Source organism: Xanthomonas campestris pv. badrii, assembly GCF_012848175.1.
GTDB lineage: Bacteria > Pseudomonadota > Gammaproteobacteria > Xanthomonadales > Xanthomonadaceae > Xanthomonas > Xanthomonas campestris_C.
This window is the reverse complement of record NZ_CP051651.1, coordinates 4005326-4028267: the sequence shown is the minus strand read 5'-3', so window position 1 is coordinate 4028267 and position 22942 is coordinate 4005326. Positions and strand designations below refer to the sequence as shown.

The 22942-nt window shown below is 64.2% G+C and carries 26 protein-coding genes and 1 tRNA gene; 12 read left to right on the top strand and 15 right to left on the bottom strand.

From position 1 onward, the window contains the following. Positions 1-3 precede the first annotated feature (3 nt). Positions 4-2241 (top strand): S8 family peptidase, encoded by a 2238-nt coding sequence (locus HG421_RS17165; protein WP_169707413.1) that lies wholly within the window; start codon positions 4-6, stop codon positions 2239-2241. A 173-nt stretch (positions 2242-2414) separates the two neighbouring features. Here HG421_RS17165 and HG421_RS17160 read toward each other — a convergent pair whose 3' ends face one another. The 7 genes from HG421_RS17160 to HG421_RS17130 form a co-directional block, all read right to left on the bottom strand. Then, positions 2415-3509 (bottom strand): type IV secretion system protein, encoded by a 1095-nt coding sequence (locus tag HG421_RS17160; RefSeq protein WP_169707411.1) that lies wholly within the window; start codon positions 3507-3509, stop codon positions 2415-2417. Positions 3510-3522: 13 nt separating this feature from the next. Further along, a complete protein-coding gene (locus HG421_RS17155) occupies positions 3523-3843 on the bottom strand; it encodes a hypothetical protein (RefSeq protein WP_169707410.1) in 321 nt (106 codons plus the stop codon). Further along, positions 3825-4286, bottom strand: a complete 462-nt coding sequence (locus HG421_RS17150) for a hypothetical protein (protein WP_169707408.1) — start codon at positions 4284-4286, stop codon at positions 3825-3827. Before HG421_RS17150 ends, HG421_RS17155 begins: the two co-directional genes overlap by 19 nt. 113 nt (positions 4287-4399) lie before the next feature. Next, positions 4400-4729 carry a pyocin activator PrtN family protein gene (locus tag HG421_RS17145; protein ID WP_169707407.1) on the bottom strand — a complete coding sequence of 110 codons (330 nt, stop codon included), beginning with the start codon at positions 4727-4729 and terminating at the stop codon, positions 4400-4402. After that, positions 4704-5699 (bottom strand): relaxase/mobilization nuclease domain-containing protein, encoded by a 996-nt coding sequence (locus tag HG421_RS17140; RefSeq protein WP_169707405.1) that lies wholly within the window; start codon positions 5697-5699, stop codon positions 4704-4706. Before HG421_RS17140 ends, HG421_RS17145 begins: the two co-directional genes overlap by 26 nt. Beyond that, complete coding sequence (locus HG421_RS17135; RefSeq protein WP_169707404.1) at positions 5696-6226, bottom strand: hypothetical protein; 531 nt, start codon at positions 6224-6226, stop codon at positions 5696-5698. Before HG421_RS17135 ends, HG421_RS17140 begins: the two co-directional genes overlap by 4 nt. Before the next feature lie 148 nt (positions 6227-6374). After that, the gene (locus HG421_RS17130; RefSeq protein ID WP_169707403.1) at positions 6375-7166 is read right to left on the bottom strand and encodes a helix-turn-helix domain-containing protein; all 792 of its coding nucleotides are present in this window, start codon (positions 7164-7166) and stop codon (positions 6375-6377) included. 358 nt (positions 7167-7524) lie between these two features. Between HG421_RS17130 and HG421_RS17125 the strand changes: the two genes are divergently transcribed. Continuing rightward, positions 7525-7905 (top strand): hypothetical protein, encoded by a 381-nt coding sequence (locus HG421_RS17125; RefSeq protein WP_169707402.1) that lies wholly within the window; start codon positions 7525-7527, stop codon positions 7903-7905. 518 nt (positions 7906-8423) lie between these two features. Here the strand turns inward: HG421_RS17125 and HG421_RS17120 are convergent. The 5 genes from HG421_RS17120 to HG421_RS17100 are packed head-to-tail and all read right to left on the bottom strand — an operon-like array spanning position 8424 to position 11007. Beyond that, positions 8424-8876: a hypothetical protein gene (locus HG421_RS17120; RefSeq protein ID WP_169707401.1), complete on the bottom strand. Its 453-nt coding sequence runs from the start codon at positions 8874-8876 to the stop codon at positions 8424-8426. 1 nt (position 8877) lies between these two features. Beyond that, entirely contained in the window at positions 8878-9231 is a 354-nt protein-coding gene (locus HG421_RS17115) for a hypothetical protein (RefSeq protein WP_169707400.1), read from the bottom strand. Between the two features lie 27 nt (positions 9232-9258). Further along, positions 9259-9546, bottom strand: coding sequence for a helix-turn-helix domain-containing protein (locus HG421_RS17110; RefSeq protein WP_169707399.1), 288 nt, complete (start codon positions 9544-9546; stop codon positions 9259-9261). Between the two features lie 2 nt (positions 9547-9548). After that, positions 9549-9875 (bottom strand): type II toxin-antitoxin system RelE/ParE family toxin, encoded by a 327-nt coding sequence (locus HG421_RS17105; protein ID WP_169707398.1) that lies wholly within the window; start codon positions 9873-9875, stop codon positions 9549-9551. Positions 9876-9909: 34 nt separating this feature from the next. Further along, a complete protein-coding gene (locus HG421_RS17100) occupies positions 9910-11007 on the bottom strand; it encodes a site-specific integrase (protein WP_169707397.1) in 1098 nt (365 codons plus the stop codon). A gap of 78 nt (positions 11008-11085) precedes the next feature. Between HG421_RS17100 and dusA the strand changes: the two genes are divergently transcribed. The 6 genes from dusA (at position 11086) to HG421_RS17070 (ending at position 17906) form a co-directional block, all read left to right on the top strand. After that, entirely contained in the window at positions 11086-12132 is a 1047-nt protein-coding gene (gene dusA, locus HG421_RS17095; protein ID WP_169707396.1) for a tRNA dihydrouridine(20/20a) synthase DusA, read from the top strand. A gap of 373 nt (positions 12133-12505) precedes the next feature. Further along, on the top strand, positions 12506-12772 hold the full coding sequence (locus HG421_RS17090; RefSeq protein WP_228330611.1) for a hypothetical protein: 267 nt from the start codon (positions 12506-12508) through the stop codon (positions 12770-12772). Positions 12773-12843: 71 nt separating this feature from the next. After that, the gene (locus HG421_RS17085; protein ID WP_002808458.1) at positions 12844-13527 is read left to right on the top strand and encodes a response regulator transcription factor; all 684 of its coding nucleotides are present in this window, start codon (positions 12844-12846) and stop codon (positions 13525-13527) included. Positions 13528-13601: 74 nt separating this feature from the next. After that, complete coding sequence (locus tag HG421_RS17080; RefSeq protein ID WP_029221788.1) at positions 13602-14972, top strand: ATP-binding protein; 1371 nt, start codon at positions 13602-13604, stop codon at positions 14970-14972. 122 nt (positions 14973-15094) lie between these two features. Beyond that, positions 15095-16681, top strand: coding sequence for a DUF1800 domain-containing protein (locus tag HG421_RS17075; protein ID WP_169707394.1), 1587 nt, complete (start codon positions 15095-15097; stop codon positions 16679-16681). A 40-nt stretch (positions 16682-16721) separates the two neighbouring features. Continuing rightward, a complete protein-coding gene (locus tag HG421_RS17070; protein ID WP_169707393.1) occupies positions 16722-17906 on the top strand; it encodes a DUF1501 domain-containing protein in 1185 nt (394 codons plus the stop codon). Positions 17907-18018: 112 nt separating this feature from the next. Here HG421_RS17070 and HG421_RS17065 read toward each other — a convergent pair whose 3' ends face one another. Continuing rightward, positions 18019-18774: a zinc-dependent peptidase gene (locus tag HG421_RS17065; protein ID WP_169707392.1), complete on the bottom strand. Its 756-nt coding sequence runs from the start codon at positions 18772-18774 to the stop codon at positions 18019-18021. Positions 18775-18782: 8 nt separating this feature from the next. Further along, positions 18783-19100 carry a hypothetical protein gene (locus HG421_RS17060; protein ID WP_169707391.1) on the bottom strand — a complete coding sequence of 106 codons (318 nt, stop codon included), beginning with the start codon at positions 19098-19100 and terminating at the stop codon, positions 18783-18785. A gap of 75 nt (positions 19101-19175) precedes the next feature. Between HG421_RS17060 and birA the strand changes: the two genes are divergently transcribed. The 4 genes from birA (at position 19176) to HG421_RS17040 (ending at position 21844) form a co-directional block, all read left to right on the top strand. Beyond that, on the top strand, positions 19176-20156 hold the full coding sequence (gene birA / locus HG421_RS17055; protein ID WP_343204219.1) for a bifunctional biotin--[acetyl-CoA-carboxylase] ligase/biotin operon repressor BirA: 981 nt from the start codon (positions 19176-19178) through the stop codon (positions 20154-20156). Beyond that, a complete protein-coding gene (locus tag HG421_RS17050; protein ID WP_169707390.1) occupies positions 20153-20881 on the top strand; it encodes a type III pantothenate kinase in 729 nt (242 codons plus the stop codon). Before birA ends, HG421_RS17050 begins: the two co-directional genes overlap by 4 nt. 9 nt (positions 20882-20890) lie before the next feature. Next, on the top strand, positions 20891-21736 hold the full coding sequence (locus HG421_RS17045; RefSeq protein ID WP_169707389.1) for an SPOR domain-containing protein: 846 nt from the start codon (positions 20891-20893) through the stop codon (positions 21734-21736). Positions 21737-21768: 32 nt separating this feature from the next. After that, positions 21769-21844: transfer RNA gene (locus tag HG421_RS17040), tRNA-Thr, on the top strand. Positions 21845-22028: 184 nt separating this feature from the next. Here HG421_RS17040 and tmk read toward each other — a convergent pair. Then, positions 22029-22709 carry a dTMP kinase gene (gene tmk / locus HG421_RS17035; protein ID WP_169707388.1) on the bottom strand — a complete coding sequence of 227 codons (681 nt, stop codon included), beginning with the start codon at positions 22707-22709 and terminating at the stop codon, positions 22029-22031. Positions 22710-22942: the final 233 nt, after the last annotated feature.

The window sequence follows — 22942 nt, the reverse complement described above, 5'->3', positions numbered from 1 at the left end:
GCCATGACTGACGAACCGAAATTTCTTCTTGGTAGAGGCGAGTCGCTCAATCGGCCCAGCCGATACAGATCCGGCTTTTCCGAACCAACGACGCCTTACGAATGGTCGGAGCAACGAGCAAGATTGCTGCCGATGATTGCGCGGCAACAAGAGATATTCGATGAAATTCCAAAGCAGGCTAGGCCAGATGATGTCGTTGTCTCCCGGCTCACGCTAAATCCGCAGTACTACTCGCGCTCAGCCTACCCTGGTGAGCTTGTCGCCCACTTCGGTTTGCGTCTGATGGGCAGCAAACCGGTACGGGTCAAGCCGGACAAAGGCCGTGGCAGCGACAGCGCGTCTGGAACGCCTTCGACCGTCCTGTTCTTAGCGGGCAAGCGCGCGGCGTTCAAGAATCTGGCCCAAACGGTGGCTGCGCCGGAGATCGAAGAGAACTTGGTAAGCGAGCTGCAGAAGATTGAGGCGATCGATGCAATGACTGCCAGCAATCGCGTGCTGGGCGAGATCTCACGCAAGCCAGAGTTGCTTGAGGTTGTGCTTCACCATGACGCGGACTTGGATGCGAGCTGGGAAGATGAGTTCATTGCCTTCGCAAAGAAGACAGGTGTCAAGCTAGACGTTAGCCAAAACTACCAGTCGCGCGGTTTGTGGTTCATGCCCGCGGTCGCCGACGCCGAGCAAGTCCAGAAGTTGGCGCAGTTCAGCTTCGTTCGAGCGATCCGGCCGATGCCGAAGCTCCGCCCATTGGAGTTACCGAAGCTTATCCGTGTGCGGGCGACTGGTTCCCTCCTCATCCTTCCGCCGGAGGAGCCGGTGGACTCGTCATTTCGTGTCGCGGTCTTCGATGGAGGACTGCCTGAAAGGCACCCTTTTGGCCAGTGGGCGACAAGGATTGAACCTCCGCCGACCGAAAAGATTGGCGCGCCTGTAGGCGAGTTCGTGGAACACGGCACTGCGGTTACGTCGGCAGTACTATTCGGGCACGTCCAGTCAGGTTTGCAGCCTCGGCCGTATTGCGGAGTCGATCATTTCCGAGTGCTGGGTGATCAGACGACCGACCGCCAGCTTTACTCCGTGATGTTGTACGTGGACAAGATTCTGAGTCAGTCTACTTACGAGTTCGCCAGTTTCAGCATTGGCCCCGAAGAGATAGTGGGCGATGACGTCACCGCATGGACCACTATGCTGGACGATCACTTCCAGCAAGGGCAGATGCTGGGAACGATTGCTGTTGGAAACGCTGGTGAAGAACCTTCACCCTTAAATCGCATCCAGGTTCCCAGTGATTGCGTCAATGCACTCGCCGTGGGGGCAGCAGACTCCTTCGGCGACGCGTGGGTGCGGGCACCTTACAGCTGTGTAGGTCCAGGTCGAGCACCAGGTTTGGTGAAACCCGATCTGGTGCAGTTCGGCGGCTACGGAAATAACCCTTTCCGGTTCGTATTCCCCGGCCCAAGCATTGCCGAGGCAGACGGAACTAGTTTTTCGACGCCAGCGGTGATGCGTATCGCTAGCGGCGTTAGGGCGCATTTCGGCACGAGCATTTCCACTTTAGCTATCCGCGCGTTGCTCATCCACAGTGCTAATCCGCTGGAGCATCCGCGCGACGAAGTGGGTTGGGGAATGGTGCCTGACGATTTGTCCGAGATCACGATCTGTCCCGAAGGCAGTGTGCGGGTTTTGTACCAAGGTGTACTGGATCCATCCAAGGTCATTCGCACCGAAATACCACTTCCTCCCGGAGATCTGAAGGGTATGGTCGAGATCGCTTCCACGTTCTGCTACCTATGCCAGACGGATCCCCACACGCCGGGCGACTACACGCGAGCGGGCTTGGGGATCACCTTCCGGCCTCACCAGAAGAAATTTCCGAAGCCTTCGCCGCCACTGTACAAGCCCGTGGATAAAGACTTCCCGGCATCCAAATCGTTCTTCGAGGGAGTTGGACGTAAGAGCGAACAGAATCTACGCAACGATGCCTTCAAATGGGATACGACACGACATGCGCGGGTCAGCATGCGCGCTAGCTCCCTTGATAGGCCTGTCTTCGACATTCACTACATGGCACGCGAGCCTGGTTCCAGCGTTAGCCCTACGCATGCGCAGAAGCTCCCGTACGCACTGGTCGTGACTGTTCGGGCGAAGCAGCATCCGCGTCTGTACGACGAAGTGCTGTCTGCCTATCCCTCTCTGGCTGCCATCAGACCGAGGGCGCGCTTGCCACTCCCGGTGCGCGTGTGACAACAGACTCTCTCTCGCCGTGAATCTTTATTACGGGGGCGGAATTGACCATCTCGTATCCAGCCTTCACAGTTCGATGGTCAGCCTTGGCAGGTGCTGGCGACTCCGTATAAGCCGTGTTGTATGTTGTATTGCGCTACAACATACAACACGCTACATCCTTCGGACTTAGCTCAGCCTGCTCTGACGATGTTGGCCGCTAGGGACTTCTTCCTGGCCATCTCGAATCCCTTTTTAACCACGTGGTTGGCTGCTCTGGCAGTGCTGGCGGCTGTAGAGCCGATGGCCTTGCCGACGGCGCTGTTCCCGGAAGTGATCGCTCGCTTGGAATGCCCAGTGGCCAACATCCTGCCGGCACCTGAGCCAAGTGACGCTAGGCGGCCGCCAAATCCGCTGGCGGACGCGGCTGCGCCGCCACCAAGTGCCGCGGCGATCGACGGCATCGAAAACATCACGCCCAGAACGAAGGCGGCCATGCCGATTGCCTTGAGCGAGGCCATCAGGATCTCGGCCGTGCCCATCGTGGCCATGTGCTGGAAGAACGTGTCGAGTACCTTGAACATCAGCGAAGCGGCCAGCACGATCAACAGCACGCCGATCGCATAGTTCACGACTTGCCCGAGCCACGATTCGAACCAGCGCATGGTTCCTGGCAGCAACGCAAACAAGACGAAGAGCGGGCCGATAGCCAGGAGTATCGTCAGCGCTGAGTAGGCGACCAGGATCAGGCAAGCGGCGATCGCAACTGTAAGCACGACGATTGTGCAGAGGAGAATCGCAACGCCTTGGAACAGCAGGCCTTCCCCACTGACGCCAGTGAGGGCTGCCGAGTGCATGACGATGCCTTCCTGCCATGGCTTTGCGGCCACATCGAAGCCGCTGGCCGCAGCCTGATCGAGCATGGTCGACATCGAGTTGATGTCGTCCCCGATCGGATTGCTTCCGGGGATGGCGACCTGGCTTGCAATCTCCATCGGCGCCTGCATGAAGAAGTCGACGACGGTGCCTTGGTAGATGCCGGCAGTCAGGGCGAAACCAACGATGATGCACATGCGGACGATGCGCTTCATGCCGTCGGTAAACGGTTCCGAGATTTGGCCCGAAGCCATCGAGACTCCCCAGAACAGCACGTAGATCGTGAGCAGCACCACGGCGGGCGTGGCGATGATGCCCATGATGGTCGTGCTTCCGTCAGTGACGAAGGCCTGGAAGGCGGGTTGTACGTTCTCGAACAAGAATCCTGCGATCTGAAGGTCATCGGGTTCCATGGTCTGTCTCCTTTCAGCGCCGACGCGCTTCGGCTGCTTCGGCATTCACTTGGGCGGAGTCGTATCCATTGGCTTGGGCCTCTTTCGTCGCGAGGCAGCGGCCTACCTCCTGGATCACCAGACAGCCCTTGGATTTCATACGGGCATCGAGCGAGGGCTGTGCGAGGCATTCCCGCTTTGCTGCGATCCGGTACTCGCGGTTCTGAGGTGCGGTCAACGTCAAGCAGTCGGCAATCGGTTCGCTCTCGACTCGTGCGGTTGGGCTGTCTTGCATCGAGCAGCCGCCAACGCAGGCCATTGTCAGGATCAGAAGGATCAGGCGGCGGTCGTGCACGGCACGTCTCCCTTCTTGAGCAGGCCAAGCGCATGCCCTAGCCATCCGACCGCCATGCCGGCGCTGATCGCGGCAAGAAGCGTTGGGCTGACTTGAAGAAACGGGGCGATCGAGAAAGCGACCGGGAGCGGGGTCGTGACGAGTACGAGGGCACCGCCAACGATACGGTTGGGAACGAGACCGGATCGTAGCAACTGTCGGTACAGAATCATGCCGGTGGCGAGCATGCCGGCGATGCCAATCCAGAAGCTGGCTGACGTGTCGACAAGTGAAGCAGTGCTGCTGGCTACCCAGGTGATGCCCGCCATGACTGTAGCCGAGACGATGGGGCGTACGAAGCGGCTGTGCCACGTGTCGGAGCCGTTCGGCTCGATCGAGGAAGTAGCGATGCGGGTAGGCGAGATCGAGATGACGACTGGCGCCTTGTTCTTGTCCGTGGACATTGGTCTGCTCCTAGTGCGGTGAATTGCCGGCTGGATGCGGCCGGATCGCAATGGAGGGATGCCTCGAGCTTCGGCTTAATCGCCGGGCGTGACCCTTCGCCCTTGGTGCGATTTCAGGACAGGCGATGCGTGATGCCGTTGACCTTCTGCCACTCCTGGAGTGCCTGGCGTCGCTGGCTCTCTATGTAGTCGGCGAGGTCTTCCACGTTGACCAGCCAGGGGGATTTCTGGCTACCGCATCGGAACGCAGGTACAGGTAATGCTGCACGGGCGGCGCGCTTGGCTGCCTCATCAGGCGAGTAGCCGAATAGTTCGGCACATCGGGTTAGGGGGACGGTAGTGCTCCCGTACTCGTAGGCCATCAGGAACATCCGCATTGCACGGCCGGATTCGCCGGTCTGGAGACTGGCCAAGTCTTCAAAGCGTCCTTTCGGGTTTCGCATCTTCTTGCTCCTTCTGTTGTTGGAGATGGCGACGCAACTGCTTCTGTAGCTGCATTCGTTCGGTCTCCGCCGCAGGCATTTCGGCGAGGAACCGGCGGATCTGGTGTGCAAGTGCTTGGCCTTTGCCAGCGGATGCTCGAGAAAGTTCTTCGGCAAGCTGATTCCAGTCGGCTCGCACGAGGGCGTTCTGCTCCAGCGCCGCCCTGTCTAGTTCGAGCGGCGCAACCGATGGGCGCATGACGGCCATCAGAGCTTCCTGCACCTTCGCCTTCTGCACCGTCGATCGCTTCGCGTTGTCGGCGTGGAACACGGCCTGCCTCTTGCTTTTACGCACTGCACCCCGAGCGCGTCTGGGCGTGGCCTCGGCGGCAATGCCGTGGGTGCGGCAGGCCGCCGCGAAGGCGACGCGCCATGCCTGCAGGTCATCGCGCTTTGGATTCAGGCGACGGCCTGAGAAGGCGAGGGAGCGTACGGTCAGGTGGCAATGCGGATGGTCGGTGTCGTCGTGGCGGACGAGCAGATAAGAGTGGTCGGAACCGAATGTCTCCCTGCCGAACTGGCGCGCGGCGGCCAGGAGCTTCTCCCTGTCCGTGCCGGGCGGCATCGACAGGATGACGTTGACCGTGTCCCGGCTGTTGTTGCGCCGGTTGAGTGTGCTGCCTTCCATCCAGGCAGCTGCGGTTTCCTTCACCATCCGCCGGCCGGTAACAAGTCGGCCGCTTTCGTCCTCGGCGGACAGCTCACCGTCACGGGTGATGTAGCGCAGGTGCTCTTCGACGTGCTTCGCGCCCTTGGCCTTGCCTGATATCCGCACCATTACCTCCGGCGTCCTTGCGGTCACGCGGGCGACGGTTTGTAGATCTTCGGCTAGTGAGGGGCGTCGCCGTTTGGTGCCCTGATCGGAAGGTGCCTTCCGCCACCGGACGGGGCCGCGGAGGAGGCGGTCCAAGACTTCGATTGACTGGCTCACTTCCCGCTCTCCCCGGGGACCCAGCGGGTGGTAGCCGTTTCCATCAGCGCATGGATGCTTTCGCGCAAGGCGATGACCGCTGATGTGGCCGATGCGAGCACCGGGTCACGCTCGGCTAGCGCTTCCAGTCTTCCTTGGTGGACGAGTCGGGTGAGCTGGTTGAGATTCGTGCCGACCATGGAGAGCTGGTAGGCCGCGCGTCCGACGGCCTCCGCCTCCACTGGGAGCAGCGTTGGTGCCTGGAGGAATCGTGCCCGCAGTGTGCCGAGGACGACGCCTGGTCGGCTCATTCCCGCATCGTGTGCCGTCCTGGTGACTGCTTCGAAGATGTCCGGTGTAACCCGCACCGTGAGCCGCATCGAGCGGTCGGCATCCACCTCCTGGCCGGAGCGCGTGACCGGGTTCGATTTCACGACGGCAGCGATAACCCGCCGGAGGAGGGCCGCCTCGGTCGTGCCCGACTGCCTCGCCAGATTATGAAACGCGTCCTTGGTGGCGCGGTCCAGGCTGGCCTCTACACGCGGCATGGCATGCCTCCGTGCAGGTGCTGGACGTGTGGGGAGTGGGACATTCGGGAGAAATCCCGGGCCTTGGCACCGCCAAGGCTATCCTGCACTCCCCACAAACATGGCTTGAAAAGTCCAGCATGCTGGACTTCGGCAGTGATGAGAACGACTAGCACGGCGTATCCCTCTGCCTGCTGAGCAGTGCCGTGATCTCGCTCAGCCTGGCTTGCACGAGTCCAGGGGCTGGCGGGGCTGGCCTTGCTTGGCGCTCCTTGATCCTGGCTTGACGCTCTGCCTCTTCACGATCTCGGCGTGCAGCGATGGCTGGTCCGTAGGCAGGGGTGAATCGTCCGGCGCGTGCGCGTTCGACCAGGACCCGCATGAAGTTGGAGGGGGTGGTTCTGATCTTGCTCGCGGCCAGCTGGCCTGCCAGCTCGTCGAGCAGCGACTGACAGGTTTTGACGTCCAGCCCATCAAGCAGACCCACAACCACAACCCGCTCGCGTTCCGAGAGTTGTTGGGGAACTACGAGGGCTTCGTCAGTCTGGGTGGGTGGTAGTGGTGGTTCAAGTGATGGTTCTCTGGTGGTTCGGGTGACATCAGCGTCACCGGTGGGGGGCGCTGATGTCATCCCCTGGGGTGACGCCTTTGCCACCGGTGACGTTTTGACACGGGTGACGCTGGTGTCACCGGTCCGTAGGGCTTCGACATTGATCTGGTATCGCCTGGAGGAAGCGCCGCCGGTTAGGTTCCCGACCACCTCCATCCACCGATCATCGGCTAGTTGGTGCAGCACGCGCTTGCATTGGCGCGGAGACAATGATGCTCGAGAGGCGACACGAGCGACGCTCGGAAAGCAGATGCCTTCATCGTTCGCCCAATCGCAGAGCGCCAGAAGCACGATCTTCGGCGTTGCCGGGATCTTCAGTTCCCACGCCAAGGTCATGAGGCGGATGCTCATCGTGCGTCTTAGGCCTCGTCGATCAGGCGGGCAATGTCGGTGACGCGGAACATCACCCGGCGCCCGAGCTGAGCGCGACAAGCTCGTAGCTTGCTGGCCAAGATCTGATCACCGCGGCCTTGATTCATCAGAACACGGAGTGCGTTCGGGCTCCTGCCGAGGATCGATGCAACGGCGTCCAAGGGAATCAGCGGCGCTCCGTACTGTTGCGCTATCAGAGACTCGGTCGGTGTCATCGGCGGACGTGATTCATTCAAAATGACCGAAACGCACCATAACATGGTGCGATAAGGTCTATCAAATAGTCCGATAACTGTCCATACTATGGACACTACGCCGATGGCATCAGAGGCACGGAATGGAGACAAAAGACGAAAACGGCGTCCTTGGCGAAGGTGTACGGCCTCAAGATCTAGTTGCTCCGAAGGGGCTGACCTATCGAGAGCGGGTGATCTGGGTGATCGATGACCTGGTAGGAGGCCGATCCAAGTATTCGTGGCTTGAGCGCTATACGGGAATAAAAGCTCGTAGATGGAAGAACGTGTATTTGCAGGTTCAGCAGCCGACCATAGAAATGGTTGCCGCCCTCGCAAAGGCCAGGCCTGAACTTCTGGAGTGGATGGTCACGGGCACAAAACGGAGCTATGTTCAAGTCAATCCGGAAGAACTCGGATGGCACGAGCGCTATCTGGATCGGACCTTTGAGCTACTGGACAAAGCTCTGCCCCGTAAGGGGTAATCCGCTGAAAGCTCAGAGGGGCGAGATGAATCGAACGTCGAAGTTTGCATGGGCGCTTTATGTTGTCCCCATCGTTGCCGTCGGGATGCTCTGTGCACGCAGGCACCGCAGGTTCAAAGGGCTATTGGAAAGGATGCGGCGCACCACTCGAGCCATCGACGCTAACCTCTCCGAGATCAAGAGACTGAGAGAAGCGTCGTTGCGAGTCGAGCAGTCGGCAGCCGAACGTGCACGGGTCGAGTTCGAGAGCATCGACTTTGCAATCGTCGCCGAGCATCTCCAGCTAGCGACGTATTGCACTCGCCGGGGATAGTCGATTGTTCGATGGATCCATAGGCGTTCTTGTTAACAATCCCGTCTCGATAGTGGGAATGTTCGCCAGCGAATTTTACTCATGCTGACGGAACCGGATTCGCAAGAATCCGGCGAGCCGCAGGACGCGGCGAGCAGGCCGCCCGGACGGCGGCCAAGTGCCAGGACGGCACGCCAGTCGCGGAGCGACATGGATCAGCGATTCGTCAGGCAAGCCACAGCCGCCAAGCGGCGCTCCCAATGCCGAATGCAATGGCCGTCAGGATCAGTGCCCATATGATGCGCCGCACTGCGTGCAGCACGATGGCGCTTACGAAGGTGGATGCCACGAACGTAGCGACATAGCCGAGCAACCACGCAGCGGTCAGGTTCTCTGGATGCGTCAGTCGATAGGCTGTGACAGTGATGACAAAGCCGAGTACTGCTGCAAGGGCAAGGACGATCAGGTCCGTTGTTGCATCCAGTAGCTCGTTGCCCGGTGATCGAACAAATCCTGGGCCGTAGTGGTTGGGGTCTTCACTGTTGGACCAGCGAGGGTCACTCGCGCTTTCGTTTCCCGTTGCGCCCGGCTGGCCGTATCGGTCCGGGTACATGGCGTTCTGTCTCTCCAGATAGGTGCGATTGGGATCTGGCCCCAGGCGGAGTGGTCGATCGGTCATGTCAGAAGCCGCGCTTGCTGATCTGGTAACGGAAAGCCGGGTCGTAGCTCATCCGCCGCATGGCCTCTCCGACACCTACCACCCATCGCGAAATGCCGTCTGCGCCATGGTTGGCCAGCCATGCCTTTCCTGCGGCCTGTGCATCTCGGAAGCCATCGTCCCCGCCTGCGAAGTCTTGATGTTCGACGGTCTGCCCGCAGTGCATCAGCGTGAGGCGCCATCCGATGATGGGCAGGGGCACGTCCTTCCAATCGTTTTCGGACCAGCCTGGCGCGCCTTCAAGCATGACGGCCAAATCTGGATCGAGGGCGCTTTGTGCTTTGATTGGATCGATATGGAAGCTGTAGTCGGGCATGTCTGGCTCCGGTCGCAGGGAATGCCTCTATGCGGCCTGCAGTTCGACGTGTACCTGCTGGCCAAGCGCGGATGCCACGTTGACCAGTGCATCGAGCGAGAAGCGCGAGATGCGACCCCGAAGCAGGTCGTTCATGCGTGGCTGGGTGATGCCGCAGCGTTCTGCCGCCGCCGCCTGTGTCCAGCCGCTCTCGTGGATCAACGATGCGATCTTCCGCATCAGTTCGGCGCGCACCTTGAGGTTGGCGGCTTCCTCGGCCGTGTCGGCAAGCGCGTCCCAGACGCTGGCGAATCGTTCGGTCTTGGTCTTGCTCATGATCACTTCCTGCTCAGCAGAGCGAAGCGTTGCTTCGCCAGGTCGATGTCGCGTTTCGATGTGGCCTGCGTCTTCTTCTGGAAGGCGTGGAATACGTAGATCACATCGGCCAATCGAGCCGTGTAGATGACGCGGTAGGCGCCGGTGTCGTCGCGTACCCGGATCTCCTCGACGCCCTTGCCGATCGTGGGCATGGGCTTGAAGTCGTCCGGCTGCAATCCGTGCTGCACGCGATCCAACTGGTATCCGGCATCCCGCTTCGCATCATCCGGGAACTCCCGCAAGCTGCGCAGGGAGTCACCCAGGAACTCGATTGGCTTGGTGGGCATTAATATATCCGTATTGATATAAATTGCAAGTGAGTCAGGAGGCGCCCTTTGCCGGGCGTTCTTCGACCTGTTCCGGCCGGAGGTGGGTGTACCGCTTCAAGGTCGTCCAGGACTCGTGCAGGGTGAACTGGGCGACTTCCGGGATGTCGTAGCCGCGCTCAAACAGGCGTGAGGTGGCCTCGTGGCGGAGGTCGTGGAAATGCAGATCCTGCAGGCCGCGTAGCTTGCAGGCGCGGGTGAAATTGGCGCCGATCGACTTGGGGTTGTAGGGGAAGACGCGCGGGTCAGGAATCTGCTTCCCATCCGGGCCCTCCGCCATGACCTTGGGCTGTCGGTCGATGATCTCCCAGGCCTCGGACAGCAAGCGAAAGGCGCGGCGGTTGCCGACCTTCTTGCGTGGGTGCTTCACGTCGTCCAGCCAGGCGATGCCCTTGTCGCGATCGAGGTCGGCCCATTTCAGACGGGTGATCTCCTCCTGTCGTCGGGCGGAGAGCAGGGCAAATCGGACGATGTCTGCCATCGGGATCTCGGCACGTACGTCCCGGACGGCGAAGTGGTCGAGCAGGGCTTTCTCTTCGGCAGCCGTTACCCGGCGCTGGCGCTCCTTGGGCTTGCCTGTCACCCGACGCTGCCGGAGCTCGTGCGAGGCGTCTTCCAGTAGCTGCAGATCGATGGGCACTGACAGCGATGCGCGTGCGGACCGCAGCACCTGGCGAAGCCAGATCAGGTCGTTGTTGGCGGTCGCGGGGCCGGCACCATTCCTGCGGCGCGCCTCGACATGGCCGATGTAGTCAGCGGTGGTCAGGCGCAGGACGTTCTTCTTGGCGATGTCGTAGCTGGCCAACCGCTTGAGGTCGGCTTCCTTGGTTCGGCCCCAGGGCGTCAGCTCCTTGATGTCCTTGCCGTACCAGTCCAGCAGCTCGGCCAAGGTTGAGCCTTTGCCAAGGGGTTCTCCGCGGGCGCGCTGCTGATCCAGCTCGGCTTCCCGGCGGCGCATCCATTCGTTGGCCAGCTGGCGTCGGTCGAAGGTGGCGGACTCTGAAACGACGGTCTTGCCATCGCGCTTGACGCGAATGATGGCCGTGTAACCTATTGATCCGTTCTTCCGGCGGCGGGTGAGGATTGAGCCCATGCCCGGAGTGTAACAACGGGCCGAATGTTGCACTACGCGTTACACATTCGCCCCGAAAACTACCGAAATTGACCGATCATGGGCGCAACTGAGAAACACGAAAACATCGGCAAGCCATTGGATTTGCGCGAAAAATCGCGCTATGAAGCGTCCTTGCGTCTGTCGGTGGCGCCGATGATGGACTGGACCGACCGCCACTGCCGGGTGTTCCACCGCCTGCTGGCGCCGTCGGCCCGCCTGTATACCGAAATGGTGCATGCCAATGCGGTGATCCATGGCGATCGCGCCCGGCTGATCGGTTTCGATCCGGTGGAGCACCCGCTGGCGCTGCAGCTTGGTGGCAGCGAGCCGGCTTTGCTGGCGCAGGCTGCCGCCATCGCCCAGGACTGGGGCTACGACGAAATCAACCTCAATTGCGGCTGCCCGTCCGATCGGGTGCAGGCCGGCCGCTTCGGTGCCTGTCTCATGCGCGAGCCGGCACTGGTGGCCGACTGCGTCGCGGCCATGTGCGCTGCCACCGATCTGCCGATCACGGTCAAATGCCGGCTGGGCGTGGACGACGATGACGACTACGCGGTGTTCGCCAGCTTTGTCGACCAGGTGGTCGCCGCCGGTGCGGCGATGGTGGTGGTGCACGCCCGCAATGCCTGGCTCAAGGGCCTGTCGCCGAAGGAGAACCGCGAGGTTCCGCCGCTGCGCTACGACTGGGCCTATCGGCTCAAGCGCGAGCGCCCCGAGCTGCCGGTGGTACTCAATGGCGGTATTGCGGCTGTCGACGCCGCCCTGGCGCACCTGGAGCAGACCGACGGCGTCATGCTCGGGCGCGCCGCCTACCACGACCCGTATGTGCTGCATCAGCTGGATGCGGCCTTGAACCGGCGTCCGCCGCAGTCGCGTGAGTCGCTGCTGCGCGCGCTGCAACCCTATGTGGACTCGCAATTGGCACAGGGCCTGGCGTTGAAGCACATCACCCGGCACGTGCTGGGGCTATTCCACGGCCAGCCCGGCGGGCGGGCCTTCCGCCAGGTGCTGAGCGAGGGCGCGCACCGACCCGGAGCCGGCTGGGAGCTGGTTGAGCAGGCCTTGCAGCGTACCGATAGCCGACCCTGGCGCGTCGTGGCCTGAGTGGCCCGGCACTTGCATCAGCTGAACGGGTGGCGCAAATGTCCGGTTTGACTCGTTTCCCGGCTTGCCCGGGTGGTGGGAACGCCCGTGGATAGGGGCTATACCCCTCGCCGACATTCATTTCACTGAATGGTGTTAACACGAAGCTAAAAAGTTCAGATCGGATTCACCCCCCAAAATCAAGAATTTGGCTCAATTTCTGGTTCCAGCTGCAGTGTGATGTGCGGCCGGTTTCACGAATTTTGAATGTTCCTGAACAACCCGCTAGGATCCAGTTGTGACCCATTCCCTCAGCCGCGCTCGCTCTGTTGTCCTGGTTGCCCTCTGGGCTGCCACGGCTGCGCCGTCGGCATGGAGTCAGGGCTACCCGCCGATGGGGCAGGGCGGGCGCGACGCGATGCCGGCATCGGCGCGCGGCGGCAGCCGCACCCTGTCGGACACCATCCGCCACGTGCAGCGGTCTACCGGTGGACAGATCCTGGGTGCAGAGCGCGTGCCGTTCGACGGCGGCAATCTCAACCGGGTCAAGTACATGAAGGACGGACGCGTGCACACCGTGTACGAGCCGGAGCAGACCCAGTCTGCGCCACCGCGCAACCCGGCTGCGCCCGACGTGCCACCACGCGACGATAACCACTGAGCGTAGATAGTCCCACGTTCAGTCTCATAAATTCCCCGGCCGCCGGCCGATAACGTAACTAGGGAGAGTGCATGCGTATTCTTTTGGTCGAAGACGAAGCTCCGCTGCGCGAGACCCTTGCCGCGCGCCTGAAGCGTGAAGGCTTTGCTGTCGACGCTGCACAAGACGGCGAAGAAGGCCTCTACATGGGCCGCGAAGTGCCGTTCGACGTCGGCATCATCGACCTGGGCCTGCCCAAGATGTCGGGCATGGAACTGATCAAGGCGCTGCGCGACGAAGGCAAGAAATTCCCGGTGCTGATCCTGACCGCGCGTTCCAGCTGGCAGGACAAGGTCGAAGGGCTCAAGCAGGGCGCCGACGATTACCTGGTCAAGCCGTTCCATGTCGAGGAGCTGCTGGCGCGCGTCAACGCGTTGCTGCGTCGTGCGGCGGGCTGGAGCAAGCCGACGCTGGAATGCGGCCCGGTGGCGCTGGATCTGGCGGCACAGACGGTCAGCGTCAATGGTGCCAATGTCGATCTGACCAGCTATGAGTACAAGGTGCTGGAATACCTGATGATGCATGCCGGCGAACTGGTCTCCAAGGCCGACCTCACCGAGCACATCTATCAGCAGGATTTCGACCGCGACTCCAATGTGCTGGAAGTATTCATCGGCCGCCTGCGCAAGAAGCTCGACCCCGATGGTGAGTTGAAGCCGATCGAGACCGTACGCGGCCGCGGCTACCGCTTCGCCATCCCGCGTACAGAAGGCTGAGATCGCACGTCGGCAAGCAGGACGATTTCGTGCCGGGGCGCTCCAAATGGTACAAACGCTGGCGCCCGCGCTCCTTGCAGGCGCGCCAGCTGCTGGCCGCCAGCCTTAGCCTGGTGGCCTTCCTGGCACTGGCCGGTTATGCGCTGGATGTCGCGTTCGCCGACACCGCCGAGCGCAACCTGCGCGAGCGGTTGAAGAATTACGCCTCCGCCTACGCGGCCAATATCGATTTCGTTCGCGACGGCTCGCTGTATATCGGCGGACAGCCGCCGGATCCGCGTTTCGATGTGCCCGGTGGCGGGCTATACGTCGAAGTCGTGCGGCCGGATGAAAGCTGGACCTCGATGTCGGCCGAAGGGCCGAATATTCCGCATGGCCGCATGCTCGAGCCGCGGCAGGAAGAATTCATCGGCCCGCTGGAAATGACCCAGATCGACGGCAGCGTGGGCCAGTTGTATCGCTATGGCCTGGGCGTGAGCTATGTCGAGCGTGAGCACGGCGGCGAGATTCCATACACCATCTACGTGATGGAAGACGCCCGTTCGATGGGCGCGCAGCTGCGCGTGTTCCGGGGCGCGGTGTGGTTCTACCTGGGCAGTGCCGGTGTGGTGTTGCTGGTCCTGCAGGCCTTCATCCTGCAATGGAGCCTGCGCCCGCTGCGGCGGGTCATCAACGAGCTGACCAAGGTGCAGCGCGGCGAGATCCAGCGCATGAGCGAACAGCATCCGCGCGAGCTGGAGCCGTTGACCGACAGCATCAATGCCTTCATCGAGAGCGAGCGCGATAATCTGGAGCGCCAACGCAATACGCTGGCCGACCTGGCGCATAGCCTCAAGACGCCGATCGCGGTGCTGCGCACCCAGCTGGACAGCGGTGCCTCCGAGCGCGATCTGCACGAAGAAATGGACGTGCAGCTGCGTCGCATGAACGACCTGGTGTCGTATCAGCTGGCGCGCGCGGCCTCCAGCGGCCACAAGCTGTTTGCCGCGCCACTGCCGATCGAGCCGACCGCCGAAGAAATCGTCCGCGGGCTGGAGAAGGTGTATTCGGTCAAAGGCGTGCTGTGCGAGTTCGATATCTCGCCGGAGGCGCGTTTCCATGGCGAGCCGGGCGATCTGCAGGAACTGCTCGGCAACCTGCTGGAGAACGGCTTCAAGTGGGCGCGCAGCCGCGTGCTGCTGACCGCCCAGCCTGGTCCCACCACCGGGAGCCGGCGTGCCGGGCTGATCCTGTCGGTGGAAGACGATGGCCCTGGCATCGCGCCGGAAGATGTCGCCAAGATCCTGCAGCGTGGCGTGCGGGGCGATGAGCGCGTGCAGGGCCACGGCATCGGCATGTCGATCGTTCAGGATTTGATCAAGGCCTACCGCGGCGAGCTGCAGGTGGTGCGTTCGCAGGAACTGGGCGGCGCCCGCTTCGACGTGACCCTGCCGCCGGGACTGTGACGCCTGGCCTAATGCGATGAACTCTTCGGCAATGGCGGCGAAGGCTCCGACAACCGTTTAACGCCTCGTGCGTTGGCTTGACCATACTGGTCCGGTTGCAGGATGTCGCGATGGAGAGCCGCATGGTCAAGCGTGTTGTACAGGCACCTGGCGTGGATATGCGCCATGCGGGTGTGCGTCGCCGACGCTGGCGCATCCCGTTGCTGGTTGCCGGCTGTGCTTGCGCCATCATCGGCCACGCTGCCGACACACCGCTGACGGCAACGCAGACGCGTTGGCTGCAGCGCGCCACCTACGGCGTGGACGGCCAGAGCGCAACCCAGTTGCGGCGGCTCGGCCCCAAGCGCTACGCCACGCTGCTGCTGCAGCCCAGCGACGATGCCGTGTTGCCGGCACCCATCCGCGCACAGCTGCAACAGTTCGATGCGCTGCATACGCCCCTGGTGAGCCTGCTGACCCAGTACGAGGCCGACAAGATCCGCCTGCAGGGCATGCCCGATGGCGACGAAAAGGCCGCCCTGCGCAAGGACTGGCAGGCACGCGGCGGGCAGATGCTCACCCAGGCCCGTCAGGCCCAGCTGTTGCGGGCGGTGTACGCGCCGGATCAATTGCGCGAGCAACTGGTGTGGTTCTGGCTCAATCACTTCAGCGTGTATGCCGACAAGGGCCGGGTGAAGTGGATGGCGGCCGATTACATGGAAAACGCGATCCGCCCCAACGCCACCGGCAAGTTTGCCGATCTGGTGATGGCCACGCTGGAAAGCCCGGCGATGCTGGAATATCTGGATAACGCCAAGAACGCCAAGGGCAAGGTCAACGAGAACTACGCGCGCGAGCTGATGGAGCTGCACACGCTGGGCGTGCATGGCGGCTACAGCCAGCAGGATGTGCAACAGCTGGCCTTGATCCTCACCGGCGCTGGCTTGGTGCCGATCAAGGCAGAGGGTGCGCCGCCGCTGCCGGCGACCAAGCCCGGTCAGCCGCCAGTGGTGCGCAAGGGATTGTTCGAATTCAATCCGGCGCGCCATCAGCCCGGCGACAAACTGCTGCTGGGCCAGCGCATTGTCGGTGGTGGGCTGGATGAGATCGAACAGGCGGTACACCTGCTGGTGCGCCAGCCGGCTTGCGCGCATTTCGTGTCGCAACGCCTGGCCGAGTATTTCGTCAGCGACACGCCACCGGCTGCATTGGTTGCGCGCATGGCCAGCACGTTCCAGCGCAGCGATGGCGATATCGCCAAGGTCATGCAGACCATGCTGGCGTCTGCGGAATTTGCACAGGCGCAACCGCGCAAGTTCAAGGACCCGAACCGCTTCGTGGTGTCGGCGATGCGGCTGGCCTACGAGGACCAGCCGGTGATCAATGCCGCACCGATGGCAAGCTGGGTGCAGCAACTGGGCGAGCCGTTGTTCGGCCGCATCACCCCGGATGGGTGGTCGCTGCAATCGCAGGCCTGGACCAGCTCCGGGCAACTGGCACGCCGGTTCGAGGTGGCGCGTTCGCTGGGCAGTGGGCCCAAGCAATTGTTCCGGCGCGAGGGCGATACCGATACGCCGATTCCCGCACTGACGCAGATCGATGCGCGCGCATCGTATCGCTGGTTGGCACCGTCGGTGTCGGCGGGGACGCGGCAGGCGCTGGAGCAGGCGCGCTCGCCGGCGGAGTGGAATGGCTTCCTGTTGTCGTCGCCGGATTTCAACTATCGCTGATTCACCGCAGGCGGTGTGTCATCGCCGCAGGAGAACCCTCATGCAACGTCGTCGTTTTCTGCTTGCCTCTGCCGCCGCCGCGAGCCTGCCGTGGACCGGCCGCCTGTTTGCCGCCCCGCGCGACAGTGCGCGCTTGCTGGTGGTGTTCCTGCGTGGCGGCTACGACAGCAATAACCTGCTGGTGCCGCATGCCAGCGATTTCTATTACCAGTCGCGGCCCACGCTGGCGATTGCGCGGCCGGATCCTGCAAATCCCGATAGCGCCATCGCGCTGGATGCGCAGTGGGGTCTGAATCCGGTGATGCGCGATGCGCTGCTGCCGCTGTGGCAACGCCGGCAACTGGCGTTCGTGCCGTTCGCCGGCACCGACGACACCTCGCGCAGCCATTTCGAAACCCAGGACGATATCGAATCCGGCCAGGCCGGCAAGCATCGCGATTACCGTTCCGGTTTCATGGCGCGCCTGTCGGGTGTACTCAGCGGCGTGCCGGCGATTGCCTTCACCGATTCGCTGCCGCTGACCTTTCAAGGCGGCGGCGATCTGCCCAACGTGTCGTTGAGGGGCATCGGCAAGGGCGGACTGGACGCGCGCCAGGCGCAGATCCTGTCGCAGATGTACGACAGCACGCCGCTGGCGGCCGCGGCGCGCGACGGCCTGGCGTTGCGTCAGCAGGTCACCGCGCAGCTGCGCGAGGAGATGGAGCAGGCCGGGCGTGGCGCCGCCAGTGCGCGCACGTTTGCCGATGAAACCCGGCGCATGGCGAGCTTGATGCGCGAGCGCTATCGCCTGGGGTTCGTCGATGTCGGCGGCTGGGATACGCATGCCAACCAGGGCAGTGTCGCAGGCGGCCTGGCCAACAATTTGCGCAACCTGGGCGAAGGCTTGGCTGCGTACGCCGATGCATTGGGTCCAGCCTGGAACGACACCGTGGTAGTGGTGATTTCCGAGTTCGGCCGCACCTTCCGCGAGAACGGCAGCAAGGGCACCGACCATGGCCATGGCACCACCTACTGGGCGTTGGGCGGCGGCGTGCACGGCGGGCGCATCGCGGGCGAACAGGTTGCCGTGGAACAGGCGCAGCTGCTGCAGAATCGCGATTATCCGGTGCTGACCAATTACCGCAGCCTGTTCGGCGGCGTGCTGCAGCGGCTGTGGGGGCTCTCGCCAGCGCAGCTGGAACGTGTGTTCCCGGGCGCGACGCCGCGGGATCTTGGCCTGGTGTAGGGCGCGCCGACCGGCGATGGTGTTTGCGCAGTTGTCGAAGCGGCTGGCTGCACTACCTGCGTCGCAAGCGATGGCTCGAGCACGAAACAGCCACCGCCACCGCGCAGCGCCCTCAACGCGCCGGCGGTGACGCAAACGGCGATGGCCCATACACGCCGACCAGATGTGCGGCCACCGCTGGCATCAGGCGTTCCAGCACCTGCGGCGCGGAGAAGTGGTATTCGCTGACGACCGCGAAGAATTCCTCCGGCGCTTCGGCAGCGTACGGGTCGATCTCGGTGTCTTCGCCGGCCTCCACCCGTTGGCAGAACGCATCGAAGGCCTGCTGGAAATCGCGTGCCCAACGGCGCTGCAGCTCGCGCGGCAGTGGCGGGGTGCCATCGAGCGCGCCATCCAGGGCATCGAGCTTGTGCGCCATCTCATGCACGATCACGTTGAACCCGGCGCACGGGTCGTGCAGGTCTGCCTGCACGTCGGCCCAGCTGACGATCAGCGGGCCCTGTTCCCAGGCCTCGCCGATCAAGGCGTCGTCCCAGGCATGCATCACGCCGGCCGCATCCAGGTGGGTGCGCTGGACGCGGAAGGCATCGGGATAGACGATCAGCTGCGACCAGCCACGCCACCCTGCGGCCCCGAACTCCAGCAGCGGCAGGCAGCAGGTGGCTGCCAGCAAGACCTGATCCCGGGGCTGCAGCTGCAGGCCATCGACCGGCGAAATGGTTTTCTGATACAGGAACTGCGCGGACAGTGCGCGCAGGCGTTGCTGACGTAGCGGATCCAGCGCGGCCACCCAGGCGCACTCGGTACAGACCGGATGCCACAACGCGTCGGGAATCTCCAGCGGCGGCCGGCGCAGCCAGCGCATCACCCACTGGATCAGCGGAACATGCCCGGCAGGAAGCTGTGCCAGCGCGGCATCATGCGCATGCGCGGAAACAGGCCGTCGCCATCGCTGCCACCACCGCCGGTGGCAGGTGCGGGCTTGTGCTGTGGCGGCGTGCGTGCCGGTGTGGCCGGTTCGCCGTTGGGCGTCCTGCCACGTGCGGCAGAGTTGGAGCTGACGCAGCTGTCATGATCGCCGTCGGTCAACTGGTCCGATGCCAGGGCGGCAAGCGGAGCCAACAACAGAAGCAGGCAAACCGTGAGTCGGCGCATCGTCCACATCCAGGGCAAGCGGCGTGAGTCGCCGATCATAACGCGGTTTTCACTCCCTCACGCAAGCCGCGCTGGGCGGCCGGGAAGCCATGGCGCATACTTTCGCGTCTCGATTTGGGAACCGTTGCCGTGGACGACCGCGCGTTGCTGGCCAAACTTGCGAGCGGCCGGCTGTCCGGCGATGCGCTGGCGCGTGATGCGGGCTGGACCCGCGCCGCGGTGTGGAAGCGCATTCAGAATTTGCGCGCCGCAGGCGTGGCGATCGAAGGACGCGCTGGCGATGGCTACCGGCTGGCTGCACCGCTGGACCTGCTGGACGCCGCGCGCATCCGCGCCGCCATGACCGCTGATGCCGCCGCCGGGCTGGCGGCGCTGGATGTGGCCTGGACGCTGGAATCCACCAATACCAGCCTGCTGGCGCGTGCGGCACCGGAGCGCGGCGTGGAGGTATTGCTGGCCGAGCGCCAGACCGGCGGGCGCGGTCGCCGCGGGCGGCAATGGACCTCGCCGCTGGGCGCGCATATCTACCTGTCGGCCTCGCGCCGGTTCAGCGGCGGGCTGGGGCAGCTGGCCGGGCTGAGCCTGGCAGTTGGCGTGGCGGTCGCCGAGGCCTTGCGCGGCTGCGGGTTCGCCGATGTCGGCCTGAAGTGGCCCAATGACCTGCTGGCGCGCGAGCGCAAGCTGGGCGGGCTGCTGATCGAAGGCGGCGGGGAGATGGCGGGCAACGCGCGCGCCGTGATCGGCCTGGGCTTGAACGTGCATATGCCGCCAGCGGCTGCGGCCACCATCGACCAACCGTGGGTGGACCTGGATACCCTGGCCGGCCGCGCAGTGACGCGCGATACCGTGGTGGCCGCGGTGCTGTCGGCGTTGTTGCCGGCGTTGGACCTGTTCGAAGCGCAAGGGCTGGCTGCGTTCCTGACCCGTTATGCGGCGCTGGATGTGTTGCGCGGCCGCACGGTGCAGGTGGAGGAGGCTGGCAGCCTGCATCGCGGCGTCGCCCTCGGCCTGGCCGCCGACGGCGCCTTGCGGGTGCAGGTGGGCGAGACCGAACGGCTGTTCCACTCCGGAGAAGTCAGCGTGAGACCTGCATGAGCGAGTGGTTGTTCGACCTGGGGAATTCGCGGTTCAAGTACGCGCCGCTGCACGGCAACCGCGCAGGCGAGGTGCAGGCCTGGGCGCATGGCGCCGAAGCGATGGATGCGGCCGCGCTGGCGGCGCTGCCATCCGGGCGCGTTGCCCACGTGGCCAGCGTGGCGGCGCCGGCATTGACGCAGCGCGTGATCGGCTGCCTGCAGGAGCGTTTCGCGCAGGTGCGCATCGCACGCACCGTGGCCGACTGCGCCGGCATCCGCATCGCCTACGCAGACCCCAGCCGGTTTGGCGTGGATCGGTTTCTGGCCTTGCTGGGTGCGCGGGGCGATGCACCGGTGCTGGTGGCCGGGGTGGGCACGGCCCTGACCATCGATGTGCTCGGTGCCGACGGCCAGCACCACGGTGGGCGCATCGCCGCCTCGCCCACCACCATGCGGCAGGCGCTGCATGCGCGCGCGGTGCAGCTGCCGGCCAGCGGCGGCGACTATGTCGAGCTGGCCAACGACACCGACGATGCCTTGACCTCCGGCTGCGACGGCGCCGCGGTGGCGTTGATCGAGCGCAGCCTGCATCACGCACACCGCAGCCTGGGCGTGCCGGTGCGACTGCTGGTGCATGGCGGTGGCGCGCCGCCATTGCTGCCGTTGCTGCCCGATGCCAGCTTCCGCGCCGCACTGGTGCTGGACGGCCTGGCGACCTGGGCGACCGATTCGTCCTGCGCTTAGAATCCAGGCATGTACGTACGTGCGCTTATCGTTGTGCTGATCGTCCTCAATGCCGGAGTGGCGTTGTGGTGGGCGATGCAGCCGCCGCCGGCACTGCCGGCCGCACCGCCGCAGCCAACCGGCGTGGCGCGGCTGGAGGTGTTGCCGATGCTGGCGACCGGTGCGCCGCGGCCGTCGCTGGCCAGCGCAGCGCAACCGGAGGCTGGCGCAATGCCGGCTTCCAGCACGCCGGCATCCGCGACGGCAGCGGGTGCAGCTGCGGCCAACGCCGCCAACCCAGGTGCCGGGACGGCTCCCCCGCCGGCCGGGACGCCGGCGCCGCCCGTGCGTGATGCCTCGTCGGTCGACGCGGCCACCGCCGCGGCAACGCCGGCATCGACGGTTCCAGCAGCACCGCTTGCGCCCGAGCGCTGCGCCAGTCTCGGGCCGTACACGGCACGCAGCGATGCCGATGCCGCGTTGACGCGGCTGCGGGGGCAGGTGAGTCGCGCCAGCGTGCGCGAAGACACCGACGCCGGCGTCAGCACCTTCCGGGTGATGCTGCCCAACGTGGGCGACCGCGCGGCGGCGCAGGCGCTGGTCAAGCGGATTGCGGCCGCCGGCATCGGCGACTATTACGTGATCGCCCAAGGCGAGGGCAATACCGTTGCGCTGGGGCAGTACCAGAGCCGCGAGCGCGCCGAGCGGCGCCAGGCGAGCCTGGTGAGCGCGGGGTTTCCTGCGCAGCTGGTGCCCAGCGGCAGCGGTCGGTCGCGCTGGTGGCTCGATGTGCGCAGCACGCTGGCGGCCGCGGCATTGCAGGGCGCCGCAGGTGCAACGCGCCAGCGGTCGCTAGATTGCGCCGCGCTGCGCTAGAATGCGCACCGGCGCGCAACGCGCCTGCCTTTGCCGGCATAGCTCAGTTGGTAGAGCAACCGCCTTGTAAGCGGTAGGTCCCCAGTTCGAATCCGGGTGCCGGCACCATCTTGCAGGCTGTCCCTGGCTATTTCCGAATCGCTGCGTTTTTCGCGGCGTGCGGCGTGCGTCTTGCTTGAAGCGAGCGTGCTGCGCGCGGCAGCATCATGCGCTTCGTCCAGGCGGTGAGCTCGCCAGTTCCAGGCTGCGCGCGCCACCACGGTCGAGAGGCGGTGACGCTGCGCTGCGTTGCTCAGGCCGGCCGGCCGGCCGAGAGCAACTGCAGCGCGGCAGTGCCGGCGTCGGCGTGCGCGTTGCTGCGCAGGCGCTGCGCTGCGGCGGCGACCACACGTGCCAATGCCTGGCGCAGTACGCTGTCGGCGTCGGCGCTGGCGTCCACCACGTGTTTGCCCGGCAACTGCAGGCCGTTGAAGATTGCGCGGCAACGTTCCAGGTTGTCCTGGGTTTCGAAATGGTTGGGCGCATCGCCGCGGGCGCGGATGCGCGACAGGCCGGTCGGCGGCGGCAGGTCGAGCAGCAGCAGCACGTCCGGGCGCGGCGCGAAGGCGTTGCGCTCAAGCAGCGCGTCCAGCGGCAACCCGGCGGCACCCTGGTAGGCGACCATGGAAGGAAAATAGCGGTCCAGGATCACGATGTCGCCGCGGGCCAGCGCGGGAGCGATCAGGGTCTCCACGTGTTCGTGGCGGTCGCGGATCAGCAGGTCGGCTTCTTCGTCGGCGCTCAGGCGGCCGGTCGCGGCGGATTGGCGCAGCTGCGTGCCCCACGGGCCGTTGGTCGGTTCCTTGCTCAGCACCACGCGCGCGCCGGCCGTCTGCAAGGTGGTTGCCAGGCTGCGCGCCAGCGTGGTCTTGCCGGCGCCATCGATGCCTTCGATCGCGATCAATAGCCCGCCGGGCTTCAGTTCGATTGTCATCGCGCTACTTTATCTGATCGGGGCAACAGACCAGTAGCCAGCAGCGCGACGGCGCCAATCGTGCTTCGACTGAGTGGCGGCAGGCCATGCCGTGGTCGAGTGCGGTGGCCAGGGCGCACCGACTGTGCCTACTGCAACGGCGACGTGCGGACACCTGGGGCAGAGCGTCTTGCACCGCGTGCTGCCGGAACCGCGCGCCGGCGCACCGCGGCACCTGCGCCAGATACGGGCCA

Bases quoted from the DNA above. Each gene is read 5' to 3' on its own strand.
- HG421_RS17120 (WP_169707401.1), bottom strand. From the start codon at position 8,876: ATGACCGATCGACCACTCCGCCTGGGGCCAGATCCCAATCGCACCTAT.
- HG421_RS17115 (WP_169707400.1), bottom strand. From the start codon at position 9,231: ATGCCCGACTACAGCTTCCATATCGATCCAATCAAAGCACAAAGCGCC.
- HG421_RS17145 (WP_169707407.1), bottom strand. From the start codon at position 4,729: ATGCGAAACCCGAAAGGACGCTTTGAAGACTTGGCCAGTCTCCAGACC.
- HG421_RS17110 (WP_169707399.1), bottom strand. From the start codon at position 9,546: ATGAGCAAGACCAAGACCGAACGATTCGCCAGCGTCTGGGACGCGCTT.
- HG421_RS17085 (WP_002808458.1), top strand. From the start codon at position 12,844: ATGCGTATTCTTTTGGTCGAAGACGAAGCTCCGCTGCGCGAGACCCTT.
- HG421_RS17130 (WP_169707403.1), bottom strand. From the start codon at position 7,166: ATGAGCATCCGCCTCATGACCTTGGCGTGGGAACTGAAGATCCCGGCA.
- HG421_RS17045 (WP_169707389.1), top strand. From the start codon at position 20,891: ATGTACGTACGTGCGCTTATCGTTGTGCTGATCGTCCTCAATGCCGGA.
- tmk (WP_169707388.1), bottom strand. From the start codon at position 22,709: ATGACAATCGAACTGAAGCCCGGCGGGCTATTGATCGCGATCGAAGGC.
- HG421_RS17050 (WP_169707390.1), top strand. From the start codon at position 20,153: ATGAGCGAGTGGTTGTTCGACCTGGGGAATTCGCGGTTCAAGTACGCG.
- HG421_RS17100 (WP_169707397.1), bottom strand. From the start codon at position 11,007: ATGGGCTCAATCCTCACCCGCCGCCGGAAGAACGGATCAATAGGTTAC.
- HG421_RS17165 (WP_169707413.1), top strand. From the start codon at position 4: ATGACTGACGAACCGAAATTTCTTCTTGGTAGAGGCGAGTCGCTCAAT.
- HG421_RS17090 (WP_228330611.1), top strand. From the start codon at position 12,506: ATGGGGCAGGGCGGGCGCGACGCGATGCCGGCATCGGCGCGCGGCGGC.
- HG421_RS17135 (WP_169707404.1), bottom strand. From the start codon at position 6,226: ATGCCGCGTGTAGAGGCCAGCCTGGACCGCGCCACCAAGGACGCGTTT.
- HG421_RS17160 (WP_169707411.1), bottom strand. From the start codon at position 3,509: ATGGAACCCGATGACCTTCAGATCGCAGGATTCTTGTTCGAGAACGTA.
- dusA (WP_169707396.1), top strand. From the start codon at position 11,086: ATGGGCGCAACTGAGAAACACGAAAACATCGGCAAGCCATTGGATTTG.
- HG421_RS17150 (WP_169707408.1), bottom strand. From the start codon at position 4,286: ATGTCCACGGACAAGAACAAGGCGCCAGTCGTCATCTCGATCTCGCCT.
- HG421_RS17070 (WP_169707393.1), top strand. From the start codon at position 16,722: ATGCAACGTCGTCGTTTTCTGCTTGCCTCTGCCGCCGCCGCGAGCCTG.
- HG421_RS17075 (WP_169707394.1), top strand. From the start codon at position 15,095: ATGGTCAAGCGTGTTGTACAGGCACCTGGCGTGGATATGCGCCATGCG.
- HG421_RS17060 (WP_169707391.1), bottom strand. From the start codon at position 19,100: ATGATCGGCGACTCACGCCGCTTGCCCTGGATGTGGACGATGCGCCGA.
- HG421_RS17105 (WP_169707398.1), bottom strand. From the start codon at position 9,875: ATGCCCACCAAGCCAATCGAGTTCCTGGGTGACTCCCTGCGCAGCTTG.
- HG421_RS17125 (WP_169707402.1), top strand. From the start codon at position 7,525: ATGGAGACAAAAGACGAAAACGGCGTCCTTGGCGAAGGTGTACGGCCT.